Origin of the sequence: Variovorax fucosicus, from assembly GCF_030316825.1 — a bacterium.
In the GTDB taxonomy this organism is placed as follows: Bacteria; Pseudomonadota; Gammaproteobacteria; order Burkholderiales; family Burkholderiaceae_C; genus Variovorax; species Variovorax fucosicus.
In genome coordinates, this window is the sequence record NZ_JASZYU010000001.1 from 1,274,819 (window position 1) to 1,298,861 (window position 24,043).

Annotated in this window: 23 protein-coding genes; 13 read left to right on the forward strand and 10 right to left on the reverse strand. The window is 68.6% G+C overall.

The annotated features are described in order from the left end of the window. The first annotated feature begins 27 nt into the window (after window positions 1-27). Window positions 28-1,005, forward strand: coding sequence for a zinc-binding dehydrogenase (locus QTI05_RS05930; protein WP_286623376.1), 978 nt, complete (start codon window positions 28-30; stop codon window positions 1,003-1,005). Window positions 1,006-1,122: 117 nt separating this feature from the next. Beyond that, a complete protein-coding gene (lysM, locus tag QTI05_RS05935) occupies window positions 1,123-1,593 on the forward strand; it encodes a peptidoglycan-binding protein LysM (RefSeq protein ID WP_286623378.1) in 471 nt (156 codons plus the stop codon). Between the two features lie 19 nt (window positions 1,594-1,612). Here the strand turns inward: lysM and QTI05_RS05940 are convergent, their stop codons facing one another. Further along, window positions 1,613-2,029, reverse strand: a complete 417-nt coding sequence (locus QTI05_RS05940; RefSeq protein WP_286623379.1) for a rhodanese-like domain-containing protein — start codon at window positions 2,027-2,029, stop codon at window positions 1,613-1,615. 179 nt (window positions 2,030-2,208) lie between these two features. On the opposite strand from QTI05_RS05940, the gene QTI05_RS05945 reads away from it, so the two are divergent. The 5 genes from QTI05_RS05945 to QTI05_RS05965 all read left to right on the forward strand — a co-directional run bounded on the left by QTI05_RS05945 (window position 2,209) and on the right by QTI05_RS05965 (window position 7,667). Then, on the forward strand, window positions 2,209-3,318 hold the full coding sequence (locus QTI05_RS05945) for a TRAP transporter substrate-binding protein (protein WP_286545344.1): 1,110 nt from the start codon (window positions 2,209-2,211) through the stop codon (window positions 3,316-3,318). Window positions 3,319-3,433: 115 nt separating this feature from the next. Continuing rightward, on the forward strand, window positions 3,434-4,093 hold the full coding sequence (locus QTI05_RS05950) for a TRAP transporter small permease subunit (RefSeq protein WP_286623381.1): 660 nt from the start codon (window positions 3,434-3,436) through the stop codon (window positions 4,091-4,093). Further along, complete coding sequence (locus QTI05_RS05955) at window positions 4,090-6,036, forward strand: TRAP transporter large permease (RefSeq protein ID WP_286623382.1); 1,947 nt, start codon at window positions 4,090-4,092, stop codon at window positions 6,034-6,036. The genes QTI05_RS05950 and QTI05_RS05955 overlap by 4 nt, the downstream gene beginning before the upstream one ends. Window positions 6,037-6,082: 46 nt before the next feature. Continuing rightward, window positions 6,083-6,508 (forward strand): ribbon-helix-helix domain-containing protein, encoded by a 426-nt coding sequence (locus tag QTI05_RS05960; RefSeq protein WP_286623383.1) that lies wholly within the window; start codon window positions 6,083-6,085, stop codon window positions 6,506-6,508. Window positions 6,509-6,521: 13 nt separating this feature from the next. After that, the gene (locus tag QTI05_RS05965; protein ID WP_286545350.1) at window positions 6,522-7,667 is read left to right on the forward strand and encodes an extracellular catalytic domain type 1 short-chain-length polyhydroxyalkanoate depolymerase; all 1,146 of its coding nucleotides are present in this window, start codon (window positions 6,522-6,524) and stop codon (window positions 7,665-7,667) included. Between the two features lie 4 nt (window positions 7,668-7,671). On the opposite strand, the gene QTI05_RS05970 is transcribed toward QTI05_RS05965, so the two are convergent. Continuing rightward, complete coding sequence (locus tag QTI05_RS05970; RefSeq protein ID WP_286623385.1) at window positions 7,672-9,693, reverse strand: PEP/pyruvate-binding domain-containing protein; 2,022 nt, start codon at window positions 9,691-9,693, stop codon at window positions 7,672-7,674. A 158-nt stretch (window positions 9,694-9,851) separates the two neighbouring features. Here QTI05_RS05970 and QTI05_RS05975 point away from each other — a divergent pair, with 158 nt between their 5' ends. The 3 genes from QTI05_RS05975 to QTI05_RS05985 are packed head-to-tail and all read left to right on the forward strand — an operon-like array spanning window position 9,852 to window position 14,819. Further along, the gene (locus QTI05_RS05975) at window positions 9,852-11,858 is read left to right on the forward strand and encodes a DUF6600 domain-containing protein (RefSeq protein ID WP_286623387.1); all 2,007 of its coding nucleotides are present in this window, start codon (window positions 9,852-9,854) and stop codon (window positions 11,856-11,858) included. Between the two features lie 57 nt (window positions 11,859-11,915). Beyond that, complete coding sequence (gene gorA, locus QTI05_RS05980; protein ID WP_286623389.1) at window positions 11,916-13,286, forward strand: glutathione-disulfide reductase; 1,371 nt, start codon at window positions 11,916-11,918, stop codon at window positions 13,284-13,286. A gap of 15 nt (window positions 13,287-13,301) precedes the next feature. Next, the gene (locus QTI05_RS05985; protein WP_286623390.1) at window positions 13,302-14,819 is read left to right on the forward strand and encodes an AMP nucleosidase; all 1,518 of its coding nucleotides are present in this window, start codon (window positions 13,302-13,304) and stop codon (window positions 14,817-14,819) included. Window positions 14,820-14,841: 22 nt separating this feature from the next. On the opposite strand, the gene QTI05_RS05990 is transcribed toward QTI05_RS05985, so the two are convergent. The 3 genes from QTI05_RS05990 to QTI05_RS06000 all read right to left on the reverse strand — a co-directional run bounded on the left by QTI05_RS05990 (window position 14,842) and on the right by QTI05_RS06000 (window position 18,152). Then, a complete protein-coding gene (locus QTI05_RS05990; RefSeq protein WP_286624622.1) occupies window positions 14,842-16,206 on the reverse strand; it encodes a homoserine dehydrogenase in 1,365 nt (454 codons plus the stop codon). Window positions 16,207-16,587: 381 nt separating this feature from the next. Further along, window positions 16,588-16,899: a hypothetical protein gene (locus tag QTI05_RS05995; protein ID WP_286623392.1), complete on the reverse strand. Its 312-nt coding sequence runs from the start codon at window positions 16,897-16,899 to the stop codon at window positions 16,588-16,590. Continuing rightward, a complete protein-coding gene (locus tag QTI05_RS06000; protein ID WP_286623393.1) occupies window positions 16,899-18,152 on the reverse strand; it encodes a DEAD/DEAH box helicase in 1,254 nt (417 codons plus the stop codon). Before QTI05_RS06000 ends, QTI05_RS05995 begins: the two co-directional genes overlap by 1 nt. Window positions 18,153-18,169: 17 nt before the next feature. Between QTI05_RS06000 and QTI05_RS06005 the strand changes: the two genes are divergently transcribed. Both QTI05_RS06005 and QTI05_RS06010 read left to right on the forward strand, forming a co-directional pair. Beyond that, a complete protein-coding gene (locus QTI05_RS06005) occupies window positions 18,170-18,535 on the forward strand; it encodes a translation initiation factor Sui1 (RefSeq protein WP_444812889.1) in 366 nt (121 codons plus the stop codon). Between the two features lie 7 nt (window positions 18,536-18,542). Beyond that, window positions 18,543-18,755, forward strand: coding sequence for a DUF3820 family protein (locus QTI05_RS06010; RefSeq protein ID WP_286545359.1), 213 nt, complete (start codon window positions 18,543-18,545; stop codon window positions 18,753-18,755). Between the two features lie 2 nt (window positions 18,756-18,757). Here the strand turns inward: QTI05_RS06010 and QTI05_RS06015 are convergent, their stop codons facing one another. From QTI05_RS06015 to QTI05_RS06025, 3 genes are all read right to left on the reverse strand, one after another. Beyond that, window positions 18,758-19,234, reverse strand: a complete 477-nt coding sequence (locus QTI05_RS06015; RefSeq protein ID WP_286623395.1) for a hypothetical protein — start codon at window positions 19,232-19,234, stop codon at window positions 18,758-18,760. Further along, window positions 19,231-20,496: a D-amino acid dehydrogenase gene (locus QTI05_RS06020; protein ID WP_286623396.1), complete on the reverse strand. Its 1,266-nt coding sequence runs from the start codon at window positions 20,494-20,496 to the stop codon at window positions 19,231-19,233. The genes QTI05_RS06015 and QTI05_RS06020 overlap by 4 nt, the downstream gene beginning before the upstream one ends. A 64-nt stretch (window positions 20,497-20,560) precedes the next feature. After that, complete coding sequence (locus QTI05_RS06025) at window positions 20,561-21,259, reverse strand: ArsR/SmtB family transcription factor (RefSeq protein WP_286623397.1); 699 nt, start codon at window positions 21,257-21,259, stop codon at window positions 20,561-20,563. A gap of 51 nt (window positions 21,260-21,310) precedes the next feature. Between QTI05_RS06025 and QTI05_RS06030 the strand changes: the two genes are divergently transcribed. After that, window positions 21,311-22,471 carry a cytochrome P450 gene (locus QTI05_RS06030; protein WP_286623398.1) on the forward strand — a complete coding sequence of 387 codons (1,161 nt, stop codon included), beginning with the start codon at window positions 21,311-21,313 and terminating at the stop codon, window positions 22,469-22,471. Here QTI05_RS06030 and QTI05_RS06035 read toward each other — a convergent pair. Beyond that, the gene (locus tag QTI05_RS06035; RefSeq protein WP_286623400.1) at window positions 22,468-23,382 is read right to left on the reverse strand and encodes a pyridoxamine 5'-phosphate oxidase family protein; all 915 of its coding nucleotides are present in this window, start codon (window positions 23,380-23,382) and stop codon (window positions 22,468-22,470) included. The genes QTI05_RS06030 and QTI05_RS06035 overlap by 4 nt on opposite strands. Further along, entirely contained in the window at window positions 23,379-24,017 is a 639-nt protein-coding gene (locus QTI05_RS06040) for a glutathione S-transferase family protein (RefSeq protein ID WP_286623401.1), read from the reverse strand. Before QTI05_RS06040 ends, QTI05_RS06035 begins: the two co-directional genes overlap by 4 nt. Window positions 24,018-24,043: the final 26 nt, after the last annotated feature.

Sequence of the window (24,043 nt, forward strand, 5' to 3'; positions counted from 1 at the left end):
CCCTTCACTTCACCACAGGGACATTCCATGCGAAGCGTCGTCATCGAAAAATTCGGCAACCCGGGCGAAGTGCTCACTCTGGCCGAGCGGCCGCTGCCCGAGCCCGGCCCGGGCCAGGTGCGCGTGCGCATGACCATGTCGCCGATCCACAACCACGACCTGGCCATCGTGCGCGGCGTCTACGGCTACAAGCCCCCGCTGCCGGCCACGCCGGGCACCGAGGCAGTCGGGGTCGTCGATGCACTGGGCGATGGCGTGACCACGCCGGCCAAGGGCCAGCGCGTGATGATGGCTGGTGCCAGCGCGACCTGGGCCGAGTTCTTCCTGGCCCCCGCGGCCAAGCTCATCGCCGTGCCCGACGCGCTGCCCGACGAAGCGGCCTGCCAGCTCATCGCGATGCCGCTGAGCGCCGCGATGTTGCTGGAGGATCTGCAGCTGAAGGCGGGCGAATGGATGGTGCAGAACACCGCCAACGGCGCGGTCGGCAAGACCGTGGCCGGTCTCGCGCAGGCGCGCGGCATCCGCGTCGTGAACCTGGTGCGGCGCGACGCCGGCGTGGCGGAACTGGAGGCGCTGGGCATCGCCAACGGCGTGTCGACCGAACAGCCGGGCTGGGAAAAGTGTGTTGCCGAGATCACCGGAGGCGCGCCGATCCTGCGCGCCGTCGATTCGATCGGTGGCGACGCGGCGAACCAGGTGGCCAACGTGATGGCCGTGGGCGGCACGCTGATCTCGTTCGGTGCCATGTCGGGCAAGCCGCTGGTCATCGGCGCCGACAACCTGATCTTCAAGCAGGCCACGGTCAAGGGCTTCTGGGGCGCCAAGCGCAGCGAGAGCACGCCGCCGGCTGAACTCGGCCGGCTGATCGGCGAGCTGATGAAAGCGGTTGCCACCGGCGCGCTGAAGCTCCCGGTCGAGGCCGCATTCGACATCGCCCGTGCGGCCGAGGCCGCGACCGCGAGCGACAAGCCCGGACGCGCGGGCAAGATCGTTCTGACGGCCTGAAGCCGGCTGCGCGGCGCTTGCCGCTTGCATTTGCTTGCGCGAACGGCGCGCCGGCCGACAGCCCGGGCCGCTGAATTCGACGATCCTCAGCCCTCCCAACATACGAAGGAGAGAAGCATGGGATTGCTCAGTTTCATCAAGGAAGCCGGCGAAAAGCTGTTCGGCGGTTCGTCGGCCCAGGCCGCCACGGCGCCGGCCGATGCCAATGCCACCGCGGCAGCAGCCATCAAGACCTACATCGAGAAGCAGAACCTCGGGCTGACCAACCTCGCCGTGACCTATGACGGCGCCAGCGGCAAGGTGACGCTCGCAGGCGCAGCACCCTCGCAGGAGGCCAGCGAAAAAGCCGCGCTCGCGGCCGGCAACGTGGCCAACGTGACCGATGTCGACAACAACCTCACCGCGCCTGCGGCCGACCCCGCGCAGTACCACGACGTGGTCAAGGGTGACACGCTCTCGGCCATTTCCAAGAAGTACTACGGCGACGCCAACAAGTACAACGCGATCTTCGAAGCCAACAAACCGATGCTGAGCCACCCGGACAAGATCTACCCGGGCCAGAAGCTGCGCATTCCCCCGCTGAAGTGAAGCGGGCGCTGGAAGCAGCCTAGTTCTGCTTCCACGGCAGGCCCCGATGCCGCCAGCCGCCGGTGTGGCCGCGCTGGCCGTTTTCGTCGGGGTTGCCCTCGAAACCTTCGAGGATGTTGTAGGCCTCGATGCCCAGTTCGGTCGCGCGCCTGGCCGCCGCGATCGAGCGCACGCCGCTGCGGCACAGCAGCAACGCCTTCTGCCCCGCCGGCACCGCGGCGCGCAGGCCTTCGTCGAAACCGGCGTTCAGCGCCATGCCGGGCCACTGCTTCCATGCCAGCGGCACCGCGCCCGGCACATAGCCCACCCATTCGCGCTCGGCGTCGCTGCGCACATCGACCAGCACGGCATCGCCGCTCGCAACCCACCGGGCAGCCTGGTCGGGGGTGATGTCGCCGGCGTAGCCGTCGGCGGGGAGGAATTCGGGGGCAGTCATGGTCGGATCAATTCTTCGGTCGAAATGGTTGCGGGTTCTTCGTCAGGTTGTACTCAGTGAGAAACAGCCCGATTCACGACACAATTTTCAACAGTTCGTGGAAACCCTCTGAGGAGTGCATCTTCCCCTGTCAAAGATGGGAGTCTGGATTTTCCAGGCACCACAACGGAGACAACGCAATGACAGACAACACACCGAACCGCCGCCGCAGCCTGTTGAAGGGCGCAGCAGTGGCGGCCGGCGCAATGTCCGCGCCCATGATCAGCATGGCGCAGACAACCTCGCTGCGCTTCCAGAGCACATGGCCGGCCAAGGACATCTTCCACGAGTACGCGCAGGACTTCGCGAAGAAGGTCAACGACATGGCCGGCAGCCGCCTGAAGATCGAAGTGCTGCCCTCCGGCGCGGTAGTGCCTGCATTCCAGCTGCTCGAAGCGGTGAGCAAGGGCACGCTGGACGGCGGGCACGGCGTGGTCGCCTACCACTACGGCAAGAATTCGGCGCTCGCGCTCTGGGGTTCGGGCCCCGGCTTCGGCATGGACGCCAACACCGTGCTGGCGTGGCACTACTACGGCGGCGGCAAGGCGTTGCTCGATGAAATCTACAAGAGCCTGAACATGGACACGGTGTCGTACCTCTATGGCCCGATGCCGACGCAACCGCTGGGCTGGTTCAAGAAGCCGGTGGCCAAGGTGGAGGACATGAAAGGGCTCAAGTTCCGCACCGTGGGCCTCGCGGTCGACGTGTTCACCGACATGGGCACCGCGGTGAACCCGCTGCCGGGTGGCGAGATCGTGCCGGCGCTGGACCGCGGCCTGATCGACGCGGCCGAGTTCAACAACGCATCGAGCGACCGCGTGCTCGGCTTCCCCGACGTGGTGAAGAACTGCATGCTGCAGAGCTTTCACCAGTCGGGCGAACAGTTCGAGATCCTGTTCAACAAGCCCAAGTACACCGCGCTGCCGCAGGAACTGAAGTCGATCATCGACTACGCAGTGCAGGCCGCAAGCGCCGACATGAGTTGGAAGGCGGTTCAGCGCAACTCGCAGGACTATGCCGACATGAAGAAGCAGGGCATCAAGTTCTACAAGACGCCCGATGCGGTGCTGCGCGCGCAACTCGCCTCGTGGGACAAGATCACGGCCAAGAAGGCCGGCGAGAACCCGCTGTTCAAGAAGGTGCTCGATTCGCAGAGAGCGTTCGCCGAGCAGGCGCTGCAGTGGCAAAACGACTACGGCGTCGATTTCAAGATGGCCTACAACCACTACTTCAGCAAAAAGAAGGCCTGACCCCCAGGCTTCGCGCACTTCGTGTCGCTTCTCCTACCCCCTTCCAGGGGGCAACACCTGCGGCCCGGCTGAGCCGGTTCCGCGGTGTTTCACCAATGGACTTGCCAAAAACAACATGAATGTCCAACGCTTTCTCCACGCCGTCGACCGGTTCAGCATGGTCGTGGGCAAGACCTTTGCATGGCTCATCGTGGTGCTGATGCTGGTGGTCTGCGGCGAGGTCTTCAAGCGCTACGCGCTCAACGCGCCGACCGCCTGGATCTTCGACGCCAACAACATGCTCTACGGCACGCTGTTCATGATGGGTGGCGCCTACACGCTGGCCCAGGCTGGCCACGTGCGCGGCGACTTCTTCTACGGCAGCATGAAGGCGCGCACGCAGGCCGCGCTCGACCTGGCGTTGTTCGCGCTGTTCTTCCTGCCCGGCGTGGTGGCGCTCACCTGGTCGGGCTGGACCTACTTCAACGAGTCGCTCGCCATGCGCGAGCAGACTTTCAACGCCGACCCGCTGCCGCTGTACCCGTTCAAGTTCGTGATCCCGGTGGCCGGGCTGGTGCTGCTGATCCAGGGCGTGGCAGAGATGGTGCGTTGCGTGCTGTGCCTGAAGACGGGCGCGTGGACGCCGCGGCTGAACGACGCCCAGGAGATGGACGTGGTCGGCGACCAACTCGCAGGCAGCAGCTACGTCGATGAAGCCGACAAGCGCGAGGTGATCGGCAAGGCGAAGGACATCGAACAGGCGGCCCAGCAACGCAACGCGGGGATTTCCCAATGAGCCAGCCGGCACTCGGCATGCTGATGCTCGGCCTGATCGTGGTGGTGATCATGCTGGGCTTTCCCACGGCGTTCACGCTCATGGGGCTGGGCATGTTCTTTGGCTTCATCGCCTTCTACGACCCGAGCGCGCACTGGCTCGACAACAAGGTGTTCGACCTGATGGTGCAGCGCGCCTTCGGCGCCATGACCAACGAGACGCTGCTGTCCATTCCGCTCTTTGTGCTGATGGGCTACGTGATGGAGCGCGGCGCGCTGGTCGACAAGATGTTCCACAGCGTGCAACTGGCGTTCCGCCGCGTGCCCGGCTCGCTCGCGGTGACCACGCTGATCGTCTGCACCTTCTGGGGCATTGCGAGCGGGCTGGTCGGTGCCGTGGTGGTGCTGATGGGCGTGATCGCGATGCGGCCGATGCTCAATGCCGGCTACGACACCCGGCTGGCGGCCGGCGTCATCACGGCCGGCGGCACACTGGGCATCCTGATTCCGCCCTCGGTGATGATCATCGTGTACGCGGCCGTGGCCGGCCAGTCGGTGGTCAAGCTGTATGCGGCGGCGATGTTCCCGGGCTTCTTTCTCGCCTTTCTGTACCTGATCTACGTGATCGGCTGGGCCGTGCTGCAGCCGAAGGTCGCGCCCAAGCTCCCGCCCGAGCAGCAGCGCGCGCCGATCTCGCCCTGGGTGGCGCACATCGCGGCCAGCTATTCGCCGCGCATGCTGCCGGCACTGTTCGCGGCGGTACTGGCGCCGGGGCGCGCGCTGCGCGGCGCGGCCGAGGGCGTGCGCATCACCTGGTGGATGCTGCTGCGCAGTCTGCTGAATGCGCTGGTGCCGCTGGCACTGGCCGCGGCGACGCTGGGGTCGGTGTGGTGGTATGTGACGATCTACTCCCAGAAGGACAGCAACGCGCCGGTGGCGGAGCAACAGCAGACGACACAGAAGACTGCGGGCGCGGCCGCGACGCTGCCCGAGGCGTCCTCATCTTCTTCGTCCGGCAGCGGCACTGGCCTTGCCGAACCGCCCACCGACGACGCGCCGAAGGAAGCTGGATCGGACGTTGGCCTGCAGGAGCCGCCCGGTGGCGTCGAAGAACCGCCTGGCAGCGAGACGGCGGCGGCCCCGGCTGCAGAGAGCGGCTTGCAACAGCTCGGCGAAGCCGTCGACGCGCCCAAAACCGCCGCGGTGCCCGAGGCCTTCTACACCGGATTCCTGCTCGCCAGCCTGTTCACGCTGGCGCTGCTGGCCTGGTACTACTGGCGCATGGACGCGGAGCAGTTCGAGATCCTGCGCATGCTGGTGTCGTCGGTGATGCCGCTCGCCACGCTCACGCTGGTGGTGCTGGGCGTGATCCTGTTCGGCATCACCACCGCCACGGAATCGGCCGCGGTGGGGGCGGCCGGCGCCTTCCTGATGGCCTGGCAGGCCGGCACGATCAACTTCCAGAAGACCAAGGAGGCGGTGTTCCTCACGCTCAAGACCACCTCGATGGTGTGCTGGCTGTTCGTGGGCTCGGCGCTGTTCTCGGCCGTGTTCGCACTGCTGGGCGGACAGCGCATCATCGAGGAATGGGTACTGAGCATGAACCTGACGCCGCTGCAGTTCCTGCTGCTGTCGCAGGCCCTCATCTTCGTGCTCGGCTGGCCGCTCGAATGGACCGAGATCATCGTGATCTTCGTGCCGATCTTCTTGCCGCTGCTGGCGCACTTCCAGATCGACCCGCTGCTGTTCGGCGTGCTGGTGTTCGTGAACCTGCAGGCCGCGTTCCTTTCGCCGCCGGTCGCGATGTCGGCCTTCTATCTGAAGGGGGTGTCGCCGCCGCACGTGACGCTCAACCAGATCTTCGCGGGGATGATGCCGTACATGCTGATCGTGATCCTCTGCATGGTGTTCATGTACATCTGGCCCGGCCTCACGCTCTGGCTGCCGAAATACCTCTACGGTTAAAAAACCATCCAACCACCATCCACCTGGATGGTGTTAGGATGGTGACATGCCAACCTCCACCCTTCCTGCCGTTCAGCGCGCCAAGCCGCCAGAGGCCGAAAAGATCACCATCAACCTCGGCTACGTCGATCTCGGGCAGATCGACCTGCTCGTGGCCGAAGGCTTCTACTCGAACCGCACCGACTTCATCCGGACCGCGATCCGCAACCAGCTCACCACGCACAGCGACGCTGTGAAGCAGGTGGTGGCCCGAAAAACGCTTGTGCTGGGGCTGCAGAGCTTCGGCGTCGCGGAACTCGAGGCGGCGCGCGCGGCCGGCCAGGCCCTCGACATCCGCGTGCTCGGGCTGGCCAGCATCGCCACCGATGTGCCACCCGAACTCGCGCTCGCCACGATCCAGTCCATCACCGTGCTGGGCGCACTCCAGGCCAGCCCCGCGGTCAAGGCCGCGCTGGCCGGCCGAATCCATTGAAAGCAAATCCCCCATGAACCCCCTTCTCCAACGCCTGATGAAAGAAGCCACCCGGCTCACCCGCAACGGCAACCTGCAAGCCGCAACCGAGGCGATCCAGCGTGCGCTGCACATCGGCACGCCGCAGACGGCTCGCCCGCAACCCGCGCCGCCAGCGCAACCAGCGCCAGCGGCCACCCCCGCTGCGCACGAGGCCGATGTGATCGAAGCCGAAGTCCGCGTGGTCGACACGACCCCGGCCGATGCCGACGCCGAATTCGCCTATGTCGAACCGGCCGAGGCCTCGGAGGCCGGCGAAGCCGGGCCGGAGCAGTGGCGCGACGGCAGCTTTGCCCATGGCGGCCGCACGCTGGCCTACAAGCTCTACCTGCCGCCGCGTGCGCCGGGCGCAACGGCCACGCCGATGCCGCTCGTGCTGATGCTGCACGGCTGCACCCAGAATCCGGCCGATTTCGCCGCCGGCACGCGCATGAACGATCTGGCGCGCGCCCAGGGTTTCGCGGTGCTCTACCCGGCACAGACGCAGCATGCCAACGCGCAGGGCTGCTGGAACTGGTTCAAGCCGCAACACCAGCAGCGCGGCCGTGGCGAGCCGGCCTTGCTAGCGGCGCTGACCCAGTTCGTGATGGCGAGCGAGGCGATCGATCCGGCGCGCGTCTACGTTGCCGGCCTGTCGGCAGGCGGTGCAATGGCCGACATCCTGGGCCGCTGCTACCCCGAACTGTTCGCCGCGGTCGGCGTGCATTCGGGCCTGCCGACCGGCGCGGCCACCGACGTGATGTCGGCGCTGGGTGCGATGCGCAACGGCGCGGCCCAGCGGCCGGCCAGGGACGGCGCGATGCCGCCGGTGATCGTGTTCCACGGCGATGCGGATTCGACCGTGCACCCGCGCAATGGCGCGGCCGTGGTGAGCGCGGCGCGGGGTACCGACACCAGCGTTGGCCAGGTCTCCGAAGGCCGCTCGGCCGCCGGCCGCGCCTTCACGCGCTCCGACTACCCGGCCGGCGAAGGCCGCAACACGGTCGAGCACTGGTTGCTGCACGGCACCGGCCACGCGTGGTCCGGCGGCAGCAGCCAGGGCAGCTACACCGAGCCGAATGGTGTCGATGCGAGTGCGGAAATGCTGCGCTTCTTTCTCGCGCACCCGCGCGCCCGCTGACGCTTCAGCGTGGCGGCGCGCTGCGCTCCACATACGGCCGGGCCTGCAGCAGCACCACGCGGTCGCCGACCGTGGCCCATTCGATGTCCTGGTCGACGCCGTTGAACACGCGCTTGACGGCCGCACCGACGCCGGCCAGCTTCAGCACCAGTTCGTCGGTGAGCACATTGCGGCCGGGCTCGACCGGCACTTCCTTCACGCCGCCGCCCTGGTCGAGCTGCAGCGCGGTGTTCTCGGCGGAGCGGCTCAGCACCTGGATCGCCTTCGACCAGCTCGAGTACATCACCTGCTCGGCCACGCGCTGGCCCTCGACCACGCGGATGCCGATGCCGCGTTTGGCGGAGATGTAGGTCACGTGGTAGTGCCGGGCGTCGAACGGGTCGCGCGTGATCAGCACGCCGGCGTTGGTCGAATCGATCGCGGTTTGCACGAAGACGCCCATCAGCACTGCGTCGGCGCCGAAACCGGCGGCCGCGCGCGCTTCCCAAGCCTCGGGGTTGAACACCGAAGCCCAGACCTTCTTGACCGCGAGCTCGAGCGCGTCGCCGGTCTTGACGTTCGGCACAGTGGTATAGAGGCCGGCGCCGCTGAAGCCCGGCAGGTCTTCCGAGTTCGACGAGCTGCGCACGAACACCCCGCCACCGCCGAGCTGAGACTGCCAGCGCGCGCGCCAGGCCGCCGACGTGGCGGCATCGACCGGCCACTGGACGATTTCGTCGCGCAGTTGCGCGAGCGCCTTCTGGCGCGCCTGCGGATCGGTCGCGAAGCCCGGCTGCCGCTGAAGCTTCGTGAGCCGTGCGGCCAGGCCGTTGTCGCGCATGAAACGGTCGTACTGCGCAAACGGGATGCAGAAACCGTCGGGCACCGAGGTCATCGGGATCTTCGCTGCCTGCATCGCACCCAGGTTGGCGGCCTTGACGCCGCAATGCGTGCTGCTGCGCGCGCGCAGCGCCGCCAGCGGCAGCAGGCGTTGCTCGCGCAGGTCGGGCCGCAGGGTCAGCACGGTCGGCGGCGGTGTCGCAGGTGCACTGCGCGGTGGCCGGGCCGCGACCTCGTCGGCCGACAGCACCCGCACCGTGTGGCCTGCGGCGTTCACCTGCAGTTCGATCCATCGGCCTTCGTAGGGCCGCAGTGCGCTGGCCGCATCGCGCAGGTAGGCATTCGGAATGCCCCAGCCCTTGGCCAGCAGGTTCACATGAGACAGCGCGGTCGATGGCCGCTCGGTCACCACGCCGGCCACCGGCGGGAGGCTGATCGGCACCTGCTTCAGCACGGCGATGTCGTCGGGCGTGAGCGCGTTGACGCCGGATGCCTGCTCGACGATGCGCACGCGCCCGATCGCACGGCCGATGTTGAGCGGCAGGTAGGGCTGCTCGCGGATCAGCGCCTCCTGGCTCACGAAGTCGGTGCCGGTTTCCCGGGCGCGGCGCTCGTGCAGCGTGGAGTTGGTCTTGAGTTTGACCGGCGCGAACTGGAACGTGGCCTTGACCACGCGGTCGGCCTCTTTCAGCAGCGGCGCGGTGAGCTGGTCGCCCTCCCAGAACTCGTAGGTGAAGGCGCCGATGTTCTGCTGCCAGCTCAAGGTGCCAAACAGAAAGCGCCGATCCGGCCGCAGGTAGTTCTGGTCGATGGCGCGCTTGCCGGCATGAGGCGCCAGCCCGGTGTCGCGCACGAAGCGCACATGCAGCTGGAAACGCGGCGTGTCGAGGTAGTACATGCGCGCCGGCTCGGCCTGCCGGTCGATCACGAACAGCACGTGGGCCAGCTGCATCGGCGTGCCGGGGTCGTAGACACGGGCCAGTGCGTCGAACTCGGCCTGGCTGCGCAGCGCGGGCAGCGAGGCCGCCCCCCGGGCGGGGCGTACCGGGTTTGCCAGCGGATCACGCGCCACCAGGCCGGACTGCGCTTCGTTGCGCTGGTCGTAGAACGAAGGCTTGCGCGCCAGTTGCGCCTGCGCCGGCAACCCCGGCAAGAGGGTGGCGCCGAGTGCCAGCAGCGCGATCCGGAGACTGAAGCGAAATGTCATGGCCGCGACTGTATCTCCGGCATTCGGGCAGATCGCCTACATCCGGTGACCCGATCGGATGCAATCTGACATAACTTTGCACGGCGACTGCCAGCCGGGCGCGGGGTTCGCGCGTTGAGGGATGACGCACGAACGCCATCGACGAGACAAGCCAAAACATGACACGCTCTATCCAACACCCCTTTTCTTCCCGCATCGGCCGCTGGCTGGTCGGCCTGGCGCTGGTCTGCGTCGGCCTGCAGGCTGTAGCGCAAGAAGATCCGCCCGGCCGCGTGGCGCGCCTCAATGCGCAACAGGGCACGGTGAGCTTCTCGCCGGCCGGCGACGACAGCTGGTATGACGCGGTGCCGAACCGCCCCCTGACCACCGGCGACCGGCTCTGGGCTGACCGCAACGCGCGCGCCGAGCTGTTCGTCGGATCCGCCGCGCTGCGGCTCGACGGCAACACCGCCATCGAGTTTTCCGAGCTTGACGACCAGACCGTGCGCATCACGGTGCAGCAGGGCAGCGTGCAGTTGCGCGTGCGCGACGACCTGGCGGGCCAGCGCGTCGAACTCGATACCGCCAACCTCGCCTTCGTGGTCCAGCAGCCCGGCGACTACCGCGTGCAGGCCGATCCGCAGTCCGACCTGACGCACATCATGGTGGCCAGCGGCTCGGGCACGGCCTACGGCGAAAACGGCGAGTCGCTGCCCGTGTCGAACCGCCAGCAGCTTGCCGTGACCGGCCGCGGCCTGGCCAACACAGGCGCTGCGCCACCCGCGCTGAACGACGGCTTCGAGCGCTGGGTGGCCGAACGCAACCGCGCCGAGGACGCCTCGGTGTCGGCGCGCTACGTCTCGCGCGAGGTGGTGGGCTACCAGCAGCTCGACAACTTCGGCGACTGGCGGAACGACAGCACCTACGGCCCGGTCTGGTTCCCGCGCAACGTGGAGGCCGACTGGGCGCCCTACAGCGACGGCCATTGGGCCAACATCGCGCCGTGGGGCTGGACCTGGGTCGACAACGCACCCTGGGGCTTCGCGCCCTTCCATTACGGCCGCTGGACGCAGGTCGGCCCGCGCTGGGCCTGGGTGCCGGGACGGCAGCAGAGCCGGCCCGTCTACTCGCCGGCGCTGGTGGGCTTCATCGGCGGTGGGCCGGGCGGCAGCGCGCAGGTCGCCATCGGCAGCGGTCGCAACGGCGTGGGGTGGTTTCCGCTGGCACCGGGCGAAGCCTGGCGGCCGGGCTACCGCACCAGTTCGCGCTATGTGGAGCAGGCCAACCGCATGGCGTTCTTCAACCAGGCGCCGCTGCGCAACAGCGGCTACGTCAACCAGCGGCAGCAGGCCGTGACCGTGGTGCCGGCCGACGTGTTCGGCCGCGGCCCGATCGGCCGGCGCGACCGAGTGCGCTTGCCCGACGCCGCATTCAGCGGTGTCGCGGTCGCCAACACGCCGGCGATTCCGCTGCCTCGCTTCGCGCCGGGCATCGGCAATGCTCCGTCGGGCTTCGTGGGCCGGCCGGCGACCGCGCTGCCGCCCTCGCAATGGCAGCAGCGGCAGCAGGCGCAAGCCGCGTTCCAGCAACAGCAGTCGCCGCGCGCGCAGCGGGAGTTTCAACCGCAACCCCAACAGCAACTGCCGCAGCGCGGCTTCCCGGGTGCGCAGCAGCAGCAGCAGCAGATCCAGATGCAACAACTGCAGCAGCAAGAGGCGCTTCGCCAACAACAGGACATGCAGCAGCGCGCGGCACATGGTCAGGCACAGCAGCAAATGCAAATGCAGCAGCAACAACAAGCGATGCGCCAGCAGCAGGAGATGCAACAGCGGGCCGCGCAGGCACAGCAGCAGCAACAGATGCAGTTGCAACAGCAAGCCATGCAGCAACGCGCGGCGCAGGCCCAGGCGCAAGCGCAAGCGCAGCAGCAAATGCACCTGGAGCAGCAGCAGCTTCAACAGCAACGCGCCGCGCAGGCCCAGGCGATTCAGCAGGCGCAGCAGCAACAACAACAGGCCATGCGCCAACAGCAACAAGCCCAGCAAATGCAGGCCCAGCAACAACAACAGCAGTTGCAACAGCGCGCCCAGCAGCAGCAACAGCAGCGCGCCACGCCGCAAGACCCTGGCGCGCCGCAGCCTCGCCGCTCGCTCGGCAATGGCGGGCCGCCGGTCGACCGCCCCTGAGCATCGGGGCTCGGACACTCCGCAGGCCGGCTAAAGTCGGCAGCGGAGGTTTCCCCGATGCCCACTTTTGACTTCGACCTGTTCGTGATCGGCGGCGGCAGCGGCGGCGTGCGCGCCGCGCGCATGGCCGCTGCGCGGGGTGCCCGCGTGGCGCTGGCCGAGGTGGCCGAGCTGGGCGGCACCTGCGTCAACGTCGGCTGCATCCCCAAGAAGCTCTACAGCTACGCAGCCGGCTATGCCGAGGCGTTCGAGGAGGCGGCCGGCTACGGCTGGCAACTCGGCGAGCCACGCTTCGACTGGCAGCACCTCAAGACCCAGCGCGCCAAGGAAATCAAGCGGCTCAACGGCGCCTACCGTGCGCTGCTAGATGGGCCCGGCGTGACCACGTTGCAAGGCTGGGCGGCGCTGGTCGACCCGCACACGGTCGACATCGACGGCCAGCGGCACCGCGCCAGGCACATCATCGTGGCAACCGGCGGCATGCCCTTCGTGCCCGAGTTCGTCGGCCGCGAGCATGGGCTGGTGTCGGACGCAATATTCGACCTGGAGCCCTTCCCCCGGCGGCTGCTGGTGGTCGGCGGTGGCTACATCGCCTGCGAGTTCGCCTCGATCTTCAACGGGCTCGGCGCGAAGGTCACGCAGCTGCAGCGCAAGTCGCACATCCTCAGCGAGTTCGACGAAGACGTGCGCCAGTTCCTGGCGGTCGAGATGCAGAAGGCCGGCGTCGACATCCGTTTCAATACCGAGATCGCGTCGATCCGGCGCGGCGCCGACGGGCTCGACGTCATGCTCGAACGCGGCACCCACCTGCAGGCCGATGCCGTGCTGTTCGCCACCGGCCGCGTGGCCAACACGCAGGGCCTGGGCCTCGAGAACGCGGGCGTGGCGCTCGACGACAAGGGCGCGATCGTGGTCGACGCGCACTACCGCAGCTCGGTGCCGTCGATCCATGCAGTCGGCGATGTGTCGACCCGGATGCAGCTGACGCCGGTGGCGCTGGCCGAAGCGATGGTGGTGGTCGACGCACTGTTCCCCGACCCGAAGCAGCCCGCACGGCGCCGCAAGGTCGACTACGAGTTCGTGCCGACGGCCGTGTTCACCCATCCCGGCGTCGGCACCTGCGGCTATACCGAAGCCGGGGCGCGGCAGAAGTTCGGCGACATCACCATCTTCTCGAGCGAGTTCAAGGCGCTGCGCCACACGCTGTCGGGCCGCAGCGAGCGCACCTTCATGAAGCTGGTGGTCGAGACCAAGACCGACCGCGTGGTCGGCATCCACATGGTCGGCGCCGATGCCGGCGAGATCGTGCAGGGCTTTGCGGTGGCCATGCGCGCCGGCGCGACCAAGGCCGTGTTCGACAGCACCATCGGCATCCATCCGACCGCGGCCGAGGAGTTCGTGACCATGCGGGTGGCCACCTCGCGCTGAACGGCACAATCCACCATGCCCTACATGCCTCCTTTCGCCCCGCCTGCCAACTACACCAATGCAGCCGAAGCACTCGACCGGGTGCGCACCATCTACGACGAAGGCCTGGCGCACCTGCGCGACGCGATGCTGCGCTTCGTGGCCGGCGAGTCGCTGCCGGGCCGCATGCGGGCCTGCTACCCGTTCGTGCGCGTGCACACGCACACCGTGTCGCGGCAAACGGTGCCGGCCAACGCCGGCCTGAGCTATGGCTTCGTGGCCGGGCCGGGCCGCTACGAAACCACGCTGACGCGGCCCGACCTGTTCAGCCGCTACTACGCCGAGCAGTTCCGGCTGCTGCTCGAAAACCACCAGATCGAACTCGAAGTCGGCACCAGCAGCCAGCCGATTCCGATCCACTTCTCGTTTGCCGAGAACGACCACATCGAAGGCACGATGAGCGCCGACCGCCGCGCACTGATGCGCGACGTGTTCGACCTGCCCGATCTGCACGCCATGGACGACGGCATTGCCAACGGCACGCACGAAGCCCGTCCGGGCGAGATGCAGCCGCTGGCGCTGTTCACCGCGGCGCGGGTCGACTACTCGCTGCACCGGCTGCGCCACTACACCGGCACCGCGCCCGAGTGGTTCCAGAATTTCGTGCTGTTCACCAACTACCAGTTCTACATCGACGAGTTCGTGCGGCTCGGCCACGAGGCCATGATGGACGAGAACAGCGAGTACATCGCGTTCATCGAGCCCGGCAACGTGGTCACGCGCCGGCGCGGGCTGCCCCCCGGCAAGGCCGGCTTCTTCAGCACGCTGCTCGACGGCAGCCAGGGCACGCCGCCGCCGCGGCTGCCGCAGATGCCGGCCTACCACCTGGTGCGGGAAGACCACAGCGGCATCACGATGGTGAACATCGGCGTCGGCCCAGCCAATGCCAAGACCATCACCGACCACATCGCCGTGCTGCGCCCGCACGCATGGATGATGCTGGGCCACTGCGCCGGCCTGCGCCCGAGCCAGCAGCTCGGCGACTACGTGCTGGCCCATGCCTACGTGCGCGAAGACCATGTGCTCGACGAAGAGCTGCCGCTGTGGGTGCCGATTCCGGCGCTGTCGGAGATCCAGCTCGCACTTGAAAAAGCCGTGGCCGACGTCACCGGCTTCCAGGGGCCCGAGCTCAAGACCATCATGCGCACCGGCACCGTGGCCAGCACCGACAACCGCAACTGGGAGCTGCTGCCGAACAACACGCCGCAGCGCCGCTTCAGCCAGAGCCGCGCGGTCGCGCTCGATATGGAGAGCGCGACCATCGCGGCCAACGGCTTCCGCTTTCGGGTGCCCTACGGCACGCTGCTGTGCGTGAGCGACAAGCCGCTGCACGGTGAGATCAAGCTGCCCGGCATGGCCAACCATTTCTACCGCGAGCGCGTCGAGCAGCACCTGCGCATCGGCATGGCGGCGATCGACATCCTGCGCAGCGAAGGCTCGAGCCGGCTCCACAGCCGCAAGCTCAGGAGCTTTGCGGAAGTGGCGTTCCAGTAGCAGCCGACGCTGCGCAGGCGTTTCAGCCTGCCAGTGGCTCCACCCGCAACGCTGTCGGCGCCGCCGAGACGCCCGCGTGCGTTGCCAGCGCATGCAGGATCCGATCGAAGTCGGCCTGGACGACCGGATCGGTCAGCACCAGCAGCTGCGGGCCTGCTTCAAGCGGCAGTGATGCGAGCGTCATCTGCCGCACGGGCAGCCCCTGCTGCGCGAGCCATGCGCTCAGCGGCGCCATTTGCGCCGGATCGCGCACCGGCACCCGCACGTAGCGGGCGGCACGCACCGCGGCATGGGGCAGCGCCGGCAGCGCGCTCATCGCATCCGCATGAAAGCCCAGGTGGGGAACCCGTTGCGCGGCCGAAGTACCGGCCAGCCGTGCCACGTCGATGAGGTCGGCGATCACCGCCGAAGCCGTCTGCTCCGAGCCGGCTCCCGCGCCGTAGTACATCGTCACGCCGGCCGCATCGCTGTTGACCAGGATCGCGTTCATCGATCCGTTCACGTGCGCCATCAGGTGCGTGGCGGGGATCAAGGCGGGCTGCACCCCGAGCTCGACGCCTTGCGCCGCGCGACGCGCCACACCCAGCAGCTTGATGCGATAGCCGAGCTGTTCAGCGCACAGCATGTCGAGCCGCTGCACGGCAGAGATGCCCTGTACGTTCACGGCGGCAAACTGCACCGGCGTGCCGAACGCATTGGCGGCCAGCAGCGCCATCTTGTGCGCAGCGTCGATGCCCTCGATATCGAACGTGGGGTCGGCCTCGGCGTAGCCCAGTGTCTGCGCCTGCGCGAGCGCGCTGCCGAAATCCAGGCCCTCGTCGCGCATCTTGCTCAGGATGAAGTTGGTGGTTCCGTTGACGACGCCCACCACCGACGCGATGCGGTTGGCCGAGAGCCCCTCGCGCAGCGCCTTGATGATGGGAATGCTCACGGCCACGGCGCCCTCGTACGCCACGATCACGTCATGCCGCCGCGCGGCGTCGAAGATCTCGGTGCCGTGCACCGCCAGCAATGCCTTGTTGGCCGTTACCACGTGCTTGCCGTGCGCAATGGCAGCAAGCACCCAGTCGCGCGCCGGCCCGGTGCCGCCGGCCACTTCCACCACCACGTCGACATCGGGATGGGCGGCGACGTGCATCGGGTCGCCCGTCAACTCGATCGATTCGCCCACGATGCCGGCGGCCCGGGTGAGGTTGCGGGCGGCGACCACCTTCAACTCGATCGACCGCCCGGCCCGCCCGGAAATCTCCATCTGGTTGCGGGCCAGCACGCGGAAGGTGCCCTCGCCCACCGTGCCGATGCCGATCATGCCGACACGCAGCGGACGGATCGCCGAAGGCCGGCTGTGATGAGGTTGATGAAATGCGGGGACGGGATCGCGGTACATGAACAACTCCGGATGAACAAACAAAAAACCCAGCTGCCAGAGCTGGGTCTCATTCATTCGGAGGAGGAACCGAGGAGTACACCAGGTGGCTGCCGGAGCGGCCACCTGCGCGTGCTCAGGTGGCCGCGGCGGTAATGGTGGTAATCATTCGTGCACTCTTCTTCGTCGCACATGCGAACGCGGGCAGCGCCAAGCGGCTGCTGCGGGCGGCGCAGGATGCGATGGGGAGGAAATTGCACGACATGGGGTGGAAGTGTACAGGTCTGGATTGGGGCGCGGCCATGCGTGTCTTCATCCCCTCTTCGGAGGCAGCCCCGAAAAGCCAACTTGAGAGGCGATCGAAACCGTCCACGACCCCACGGACGCCGCGAGTCTTTTTCCTTAAGAGATCGCCTCGCCGAACTGCATGCGAAATGCTTCGCAGAAAGCGGTCGACCCGCCGATCGCAAGGCTGAAGGTCTGGCGCGGCGTGCCATCGTTTTCCTCCACCACCTGCAGATCACTGTCCCACTCACCCCCCTCTTCCACCGGCCCGCGTCCTCCGGGAAAGGTCGCTTCAGCCCAAGCCAGCACCTGCGCAATCTCAGCCTCCACCGCAGCCGCATGCTGCGGTGCGACCGACGCCATGGCGTCGAACACGCCGGTGTCGTCGGTGCCTTCGCTGTAGTCGAAGTCGAGCCAGCGCAGCGGCATCACGGCTGTTTGTTGGCGGCCGCAGCGCGCAGCTTGTCTTTCTTGCTCGGGCGCTTGCCCTTGATGCCGCCGTTGGCGGGCGATTCGATCGCCTGTGGCGCCACGGCCACTTCGACGGGCTCGAAGCCCGCGATGCGTTCGCGCGGCACGCTCAGGCCCTGGCGCTTTTCGATCAGACGGAAGTGCGCCTCGCTCTCGGCCGGAATGAAGCTCACGGCCAGCCCGCTCTCGCCGGCGCGGCCGGTGCGGCCGATGCGGTGCACGTAGTCGGTGGCGGAGCGCGGCAGGTCGTAGTTCACCACCACGGGCAGTTGCGCGATGTCGATGCCGCGCGCTGCCAGGTCAGTCGCCACCACCACCTGCACGCGGCTGGCCTTGAAGTCGGCCACCACCTGGGTGCGCTTGCCCTGGCTCAGCAGGCCGTGGAAAGGCTCGGCCTCGATGCCGGCCTTGCGCAGCTTGTCGGCCACGATCTCGGCCGCGTGCTTGGTGGCGACGAAGGCCAGCACGCGCGTCCACTTCTGCTCCTGCACCAGGTGGCGCAGCAACTGCGTGCGCCGGCTGGCGTCGACCTCGATGGCGCGCTGGGCGATGTCGGGCTCGGTGGCATCGGTGGATTCGACTTCGATGCGCAGCGGATCGCGCAGCAGCTGCGCGGCCAGCGCCTCGACCGCCGGCACGAAGGTGGCCGAGAAGAACAGGTTCTGCCGCTGCGCCGGCAGCAACGCGAGGATGCGGCCCAGCTCTTCGGCAAAGCCGAGGTCGAGCAGGCGGTCGGCTTCGTCGAGCACCAGCGCGGCCACGTCGCCGATCTTCAGCGCGTTGTGGTCGAGCAGGTCGAGCAGCCGGCCCGGCGTGGCGACCACGATGTCGGCACCGCCGCGCAAGGCCATCATCTGCGGGTTGACCGAGACGCCGCCGAACAGCACCACGATCTTGGGCCGCTCGTTCAGGTGCTGCGCCAGGATTCGCAGCGTTTCGCCGACCTGCGCGGCGAGTTCGCGCGTGGGCACCAGCACCAGCGTGTGCACCGCGCGGCGCGACCGGTGCCGCGGCGCCTCTGCCCAGCGCTGCAGCAGCGGCAGCGAAAATGCGGCGGTCTTGCCCGAGCCGGTTTGCGCCAGGCCCAGCACGTCCTGTCCGCGCAGCACGGCGGGCACGGCGGCCAGTTGAATGGCGGTCGGCGCGAGGTAACCGGCGTCGGTGGCGGCGAGTGCGAGGGCCGGCGCGAGGCCGAGCGATGGAAATGGCATGAAGGGCAATGATGACGATGAAGAAATGGGGCGACGGCAGCCGCCTGGTGTATTCCACCGAAACCGGCAGAGTCTGCCCTGATTGCGGCCAGCCGGTGGCGGCCTGCACCTGCAAACTGAACAAGACTGCCGCGCCCGCGACTGACGGCATTGTGCGGGTGTCGCTGGAAACCAAGGGCCGCAAAGGCAAGGGCGTGACCGTGGTCAAAGGCGTGGCGCTCGATCCGGCGGCGCTCGCGCTGCTCGGCAAGCAGCTCAAGGCGAGCTGCGGATCGGGCGGCACGACGAAAGACGACGTGATCGAAATCCAGGGCGACCACCGCGACACCGTGATCGCGGCGCTGCAGAAGCAGGGCATGACCGTCAAGCGCGCGGGAGGCTGAGCACGCGATGAATCCCGAAGACCTCGACAAGCTCGTCTCGATGCCGATGCCCTTCGGCAAGCACAAGGGCACCGTGATCGCCGACCTGCCTGCCAACTACCTCGGCTGGTTCGCGCGCGAGGGCTTCCCCAAGGGCGAAATCGGCCGCCTGCTGCAGCTGATGCACGAGATCGACCACAACGGGCTGAAGGGGCTGCTGGCGCCGTTGCGCCGGCGCTGACCCTACTTCGGCGCCGGCTCGAAATGCAGCGTGGCCCGCCGCTGTTGCGCCGCAGCCGCGAGCCCGGGCAGGTCGGCGCGCTGGCCGATGAAGGCGATGCGCAGGTACGGCACCTCGACCGGCACCACGCGCAGGGCGCGGATCAGCACCTGGGCGGTGAGCGCGCTGTCCGGGCCGCCGACGGCCAGGTTGAGCGGCTCGCGCGATCCGCGCGCCATCACCTGAGCCAGGTCGGTCACCATCGGCGACGAGGCCGCGGCGAGCGCGACCGTCGCCTCGGGCGACAACGGCGCCGTGCCGTCGGCCGGCTTGGGTGCAGCCGGCACCCACACGGTCAGCATCTGGTCGCCCATCTGCATTTCGGGGCCGAGCGATTCGTAGGCGAGCTGGCTCACCAGTTCGGGCGTCATCTGCGGCGCGGCGCAGGCCGCGAGCAGTGCAGCGCCCAGCACCACCAGTGCCTTGCGGATCGCGCTCATCGGTAAGCCCCCGGGTAGCGATCGACCGTCAGACCCTTGAGGTCGATGCCAGGCTTGCGGCCCGAGATCACGTCGGCCATCACGCGGCCGGTGCCGGCAGCCATCGTCCAGCCGAGCGTGCCGTGGCCGGTGGCGAGGTACAGGTTGGGCAGCCGCGTGCCGCCGACCACGGGCGTGCCGTCGGGCGTCATCGGGCGCAGGCCGCACCAGAACTCGGCGCGCTTGACATCGCCGCCGCGCGGGAACAGGTCGGTCACCACGTGCTCCAGCGTGTGGCGGCGCGCATCGTGCAGCTTCAGGGTGTAGCCGGCCAGCTCGGCCGTGCCGCCGACGCGGATGCGGTCGCCCAGGCGGGTGACAGCAACCTTGTGCGATTCGTCCATCACGGTCGATTCAGGTGCGCCCACGGCATCGGTGATGGGCACGGTGATCGAGTAGCCCTTGACCGGGTAGACCGGAATGCGGATGCCGATCGGCTCGAGCAGCAACGGCGAATAGCTGCCGAGCGCGACAAGGTAGGCGTCGGCCTTGAGCGTGCCGGCATCGGTGACCACGCCGTCGATCTGCTGGCCGGCGAGCTTGAGCCGCTGGATGCGCGTGCCGTAGCGGAACTGCACGCCCTGCCGCACCGCCATGGCGGCCAGGCGCTGGGTGAACTTGAAGCAGTCGCCGGTTTCATCGCCCGGCAACAGCAGGCCGCCGACGAACTTGTCACGCACGGCCGCGAGCGCGGGTTCGTGGCGGATGCAGCCGTCGCGGTCGAGCAGCTCGAAGCCGACGCCGTAGCGCTTCAGGATGGCGATGTCGGCCGCGGTGCCGTCGAACTGGGCCTGGGTGCGAAAGAGCTGCAGCGTGCCCTGCATACGCTGGTCGTACTCGATGCCGGTTTGCGCGCGCAGCTCTTTCAGGCAATCGCGGCTGTACTCGGCGAGACGCACCATGCGGCCCTTGTTGATTTCGTAGCGGGCCGCGGTGCAGTTGCGCAGCATCGACAAACCCCAGCGCACCATGCCCAGGTCGAGATGCGGGCGCACCACCAGCGGCCGGTGCTGCATCAGCAGCCACTTGATCGCCTTGATCGGCACGCCGGGGCCGGCCCAGGGCGCCGAATAGCCCGGCGAGACTTCGCCCGCGTTGCCATAGCTGGTTTCCAGCGCGGCCGCCGGCTGCCGGTCGACCACCGTGACCTCGTGGCCCGCCACTGCAAGCTGGTAGGCCGCCGTCACGCCGATCACGCCACTGCCGAGAACAAGAACCTTCATCACGAACCTCGCAATGCCCTCGCGGGCGCTGCCGGGCAGTGTACGGGCACACTTCGGCCTGGTTTCAGGCCAGGCCGAACAGCTCCGGCATTTCGCGCTGTGCCTTCGGCGTGAGGCTGAGCGCCCGGCCGTCGAGCGCCTGCCGGGCCCAGCCGCGGCGCAGCGCCAACTGCAGGCAGGCCGCGCCGAGCGCGCCGCCCAGGTGCGGCCGGCGCTCGCTCCAGTCCAGGCACGGGCAGGCGAAGCGGCGGCGCATGGCGCGCGCCGCGGCGACATCGAGCCCCAGGCTCTCGAGCGCGAACGCGCCCTCGGCCGTGAGTTCGTAAGAGCCGCTCGCCAACCCGCTGAGCCAGCCCTGCGCATGCAACTGGTCGTGCAACGCGACGCCGGCCGCGCCGGCCATGTGGTCGTAGCAGGTGCGGGCGGCACGCAGCCGGTTCGGCGTGCTCGGGCGAAACGCGCTGCGCCCTGCGCCGGCAACCACCAGCAGGCCTTCGAGCGCGGCCGCGACATCGCTGCCGCCCAGACGGAAGTAGCGGTGCTTGCCCTGCGCCACCGACTCGACCAGCTTCTGATCGCGCAGCCGCGCCAGGTGCACGCTGGCGGTCGAAGCGGCCACGCCGCCGACGGCGGCCAGCTCGGTCGCGGTGCGGGCGTGGCCGTCCATCAGGCAGCACAGCATGCGCGCGCGCGCCGGCTCGGCGATGGCCGCGGCGATGCGGGCCAGGTGGTGCTCGGTTTCGTCCTGCGGTTCAGCATCCATGCTTCGATGGTAGACGAAGTGTGCAATGTCCGGAAGCTGCAGAATCGCGCCATGAACCCCGCAGACATCCCGCCCGACCCGGTCGCCGCCGTCACGCATGCCGACCCTTATCCCTACTACGCCAGCCTGCGTGCCGGCCCGCCGCTCGCGTTCCATCCCGCGCTGAAGCTGTGGGTGGCGAGCCGCGCCGACGTGGTCGCGCAAGTGCTCGCGCACCCGGCCTTGCGCGTGCGGCCGCCGGCCGAACCGGTGCCGCGCGCCATCGCAGGTGCACCGGCCGGCGAGATTTTCGCGCGCCTGGTGCGCATGAACGACGGGCCGCTGCATGCGTTGCACCGGCCGGTGCTGCAACGCGCACTGGCCGGGCTCGACCTTCAGGCGGCACACGCCGACGCGCTGCGGGTGGCTCGACGGCTGCCATCGATACCGCTCAACGAGCAGATGTTCGCCATGCCCCTGTGCGCGCTGGCGCAGCTGCTCGGCTTCGCGGACGAAGACCAGGCGGGCATCGTGATGGAAGTGCGCGCCTTCGTCGCCTGCCTGTCACCGTTGTCCACAGCCGCACAGCTCGATGCGGCCAGTGCCGCGGCGTCGGCATTGCGCGCACGCTTCGGCGCGCTGCTGGCACCCGGGCGCGCGCCCCCCGACAGCCTGCTTTCGGCCGTGCATGCGCAAGCCCGTGCCAGCGGCGAGACCGACGCCGACACGCTGCTGGCCAACCTGGTCGGCCTGTTCTCGCAAACCTGCGACGGCACGGCCGGGCTGATCGGCCAGGGCGTGGTGGCGCTGGCGCGCGAACCCGGTCTGCAGGATGCAGTGCGTGCGCGCCCGGACGGCTTCGCGCTGCTGGCGCAAGAGGCCGCACGGCACGATGCGTCGGTGCAGAACACGCGCCGTTTTGCGGCCGAGGCATGCAACGTGGCCGGCGTCGATCTGCAAGCGGGCGACGCAATCCTGCTGGTGCTGGCCGCCGCGAACCGCGATGCCGCACTGAACCCCACGCCCGACGCGTTCCGGCTCGACCGGGCCGAGCGGCGCACGCTGGGCTTCGGGCATGGCCCGCATGGCTGTCCGGGCCAGGCACTGGCGCTGGTGCTGGCGGCTGCGGGCCTGCAGGTGCTGGACGAACAGGGGCTCGACACGACGGCCATCGCGCGCATCGGCTGGGGCTATCACGCGTCGGTCAACGGCCGCATGCCCCGCTTCGGCTAGCGCCAGCGCAACGGCAGCGCGCCGCGAAGACGCTGCATCTGCGTCACCCGCATCTGCAGCAGGCGCTGCGCACCCTCGGAGGCAGCCAGCGCTGCACTGTCCTCTTCGATCCGCACCTCGACCGCGAGGTACAGCAGGTCGCCGCGCACCGGATCGATGAAGACCAGCCCGGCGCGCGGGTTCAGCAGCAGGTTGCCGAGCGTGTTGAAGAAGAAGTTGCCAATGAAGTCGGGCACGGTGAGCGAGTGCGCGTCGTTCACACGCACGAAGCCGGCCGGGCCGCCACGGTGCGACACATCGACACCCTGCGCGCGCACCTTGTCCTGCGCAACCGAAGCGGGGTGTGCGGTCGCGATGAAGAACGTGTCGGCCTGCGCGATGAAGCGCATCGCCTCGGCATCGAGCGCGTCCGAGCGCTCCATCAGCGCTGCCGCTGGCCGCGCCCGCGGCGCGAACTCGGCCTTGCGCGGCTGGATGTACTTGGGGCAATTGCCGAAACTCTGCGTCACGTGCACCGAGAAGCCCGCTGCATCGACGCGCCCGACCACGCCGTTGGCCCGGTTGCGGCGGCGCGTGTGCGGCTCGATGCCGAGCAGGCCGACGGCTGCGCCAGGCACCAGCCCGGCCTGCACCGGATCGGGCGCGAACGGCAGCGCCGCGATATCGAGCCGTGTGTCGTCGGGTGACTGCACGAACCCCGGCGCCGCCGCCAGCACAGAAGCCCAGGGCTGGCCCTGCGCGTCGACCAGGCCCAGCACGAGAAAGGGCAGCTGTCCGAAGAAGCTGCGGTGCTGATCCGGCATGTGCACCCGGATCACGCGCGGCCCGATCTCCGCCAGCCGATCGCGCACGCCGGCGCGCGCCTGCATGCGCTGCTCGCCCTCATGGAACGCCGCCGCAGCGGCGGTCATGCGGCCACCAGTCCGATCGCCGAGCGCGGCATCGGCACGAAACCGGGCAGCGCCTCGATACGCGCCAGCCAGCCGCGCAGCCGCGGGTAGTCGTCGAGCGACACCCTGCCCTCGGGTGCATGGGCCACGTAGCTGTAGTTGGCAATGTCGGCCAGCGTCGCGGCCGGGCCGGCCAGGTAGCCGGTGGCGGCGAGTTCGGTTTCCATCACCTTCAGCAGGTTGTGCGAGCGCGCGATCAGCTCGGCGGGGTCGGCCTTCCGGCCGAACAGCTGCACCACGCGCGCCGCCGCGGGGCCGCCTGCGAGCGGGCCGGCAGCGGCCGAGAGCCAGCGCTGCACTCGCGCGGCGCCAACCGGATCGCGCGGCAGCCAGCGCGCCGGGTCGGGCGCATAGCGTTCGTTGAGGTACACCAGGATCGCGTTCGAGTCGGCCAGCGTGACGTCGCCGTCCTCGATCACCGGCACCTGGCCGAAGGCGTTGCGCTGCAGGAATTCGGGCGTGCGCTGGACACCTTGGGTCAGGTCGATCTCGATCGTCTCGAACGGCAGGCCGAGCAGCGACAGGAACAGCGCGACCCGGTGCGAGTGGCCGGAAAGCGCAAAGCCGTAGAGGCGGATGGGTCGAGTGGGGGTCATCGTGGGCTCTCGGTGAAGTGATGGAC

What these genes read in the sequence shown, in the direction of transcription:
- QTI05_RS05940 (WP_286623379.1), bottom strand. Translation starts at nt 2,029, where the DNA reads ATGACTGCCCCCGAATTCCTCCCCGCCGACGGCTACGCCGGCGACATC.
- QTI05_RS06005 (WP_444812889.1), top strand. Translation starts at nt 18,170, where the DNA reads ATGAAGAAATGGGGCGACGGCAGCCGCCTGGTGTATTCCACCGAAACC.
- QTI05_RS06025 (WP_286623397.1), bottom strand. Translation starts at nt 21,259, where the DNA reads ATGGATGCTGAACCGCAGGACGAAACCGAGCACCACCTGGCCCGCATC.
- QTI05_RS05965 (WP_286545350.1), top strand. Translation starts at nt 6,522, where the DNA reads ATGAACCCCCTTCTCCAACGCCTGATGAAAGAAGCCACCCGGCTCACC.
- QTI05_RS06020 (WP_286623396.1), bottom strand. Translation starts at nt 20,496, where the DNA reads ATGAAGGTTCTTGTTCTCGGCAGTGGCGTGATCGGCGTGACGGCGGCC.
- QTI05_RS05985 (WP_286623390.1), top strand. Translation starts at nt 13,302, where the DNA reads ATGCCCTACATGCCTCCTTTCGCCCCGCCTGCCAACTACACCAATGCA.
- QTI05_RS05970 (WP_286623385.1), bottom strand. Translation starts at nt 9,693, where the DNA reads ATGACATTTCGCTTCAGTCTCCGGATCGCGCTGCTGGCACTCGGCGCC.
- lysM (WP_286623378.1), top strand. Translation starts at nt 1,123, where the DNA reads ATGGGATTGCTCAGTTTCATCAAGGAAGCCGGCGAAAAGCTGTTCGGC.
- QTI05_RS05945 (WP_286545344.1), top strand. Translation starts at nt 2,209, where the DNA reads ATGACAGACAACACACCGAACCGCCGCCGCAGCCTGTTGAAGGGCGCA.
- QTI05_RS06000 (WP_286623393.1), bottom strand. Translation starts at nt 18,152, where the DNA reads ATGCCATTTCCATCGCTCGGCCTCGCGCCGGCCCTCGCACTCGCCGCC.
- QTI05_RS06040 (WP_286623401.1), bottom strand. Translation starts at nt 24,017, where the DNA reads ATGACCCCCACTCGACCCATCCGCCTCTACGGCTTTGCGCTTTCCGGC.
- QTI05_RS06015 (WP_286623395.1), bottom strand. Translation starts at nt 19,234, where the DNA reads ATGAGCGCGATCCGCAAGGCACTGGTGGTGCTGGGCGCTGCACTGCTC.
- gorA (WP_286623389.1), top strand. Translation starts at nt 11,916, where the DNA reads ATGCCCACTTTTGACTTCGACCTGTTCGTGATCGGCGGCGGCAGCGGC.
- QTI05_RS05950 (WP_286623381.1), top strand. Translation starts at nt 3,434, where the DNA reads ATGAATGTCCAACGCTTTCTCCACGCCGTCGACCGGTTCAGCATGGTC.
- QTI05_RS05975 (WP_286623387.1), top strand. Translation starts at nt 9,852, where the DNA reads ATGACACGCTCTATCCAACACCCCTTTTCTTCCCGCATCGGCCGCTGG.
- QTI05_RS06035 (WP_286623400.1), bottom strand. Translation starts at nt 23,382, where the DNA reads ATGACCGCCGCTGCGGCGGCGTTCCATGAGGGCGAGCAGCGCATGCAG.
- QTI05_RS06010 (WP_286545359.1), top strand. Translation starts at nt 18,543, where the DNA reads ATGAATCCCGAAGACCTCGACAAGCTCGTCTCGATGCCGATGCCCTTC.
- QTI05_RS05955 (WP_286623382.1), top strand. Translation starts at nt 4,090, where the DNA reads ATGAGCCAGCCGGCACTCGGCATGCTGATGCTCGGCCTGATCGTGGTG.
- QTI05_RS05930 (WP_286623376.1), top strand. Translation starts at nt 28, where the DNA reads ATGCGAAGCGTCGTCATCGAAAAATTCGGCAACCCGGGCGAAGTGCTC.
- QTI05_RS05960 (WP_286623383.1), top strand. Translation starts at nt 6,083, where the DNA reads ATGCCAACCTCCACCCTTCCTGCCGTTCAGCGCGCCAAGCCGCCAGAG.
- QTI05_RS05995 (WP_286623392.1), bottom strand. Translation starts at nt 16,899, where the DNA reads ATGCCGCTGCGCTGGCTCGACTTCGACTACAGCGAAGGCACCGACGAC.
- QTI05_RS05990 (WP_286624622.1), bottom strand. Translation starts at nt 16,206, where the DNA reads ATGTACCGCGATCCCGTCCCCGCATTTCATCAACCTCATCACAGCCGG.
- QTI05_RS06030 (WP_286623398.1), top strand. Translation starts at nt 21,311, where the DNA reads ATGAACCCCGCAGACATCCCGCCCGACCCGGTCGCCGCCGTCACGCAT.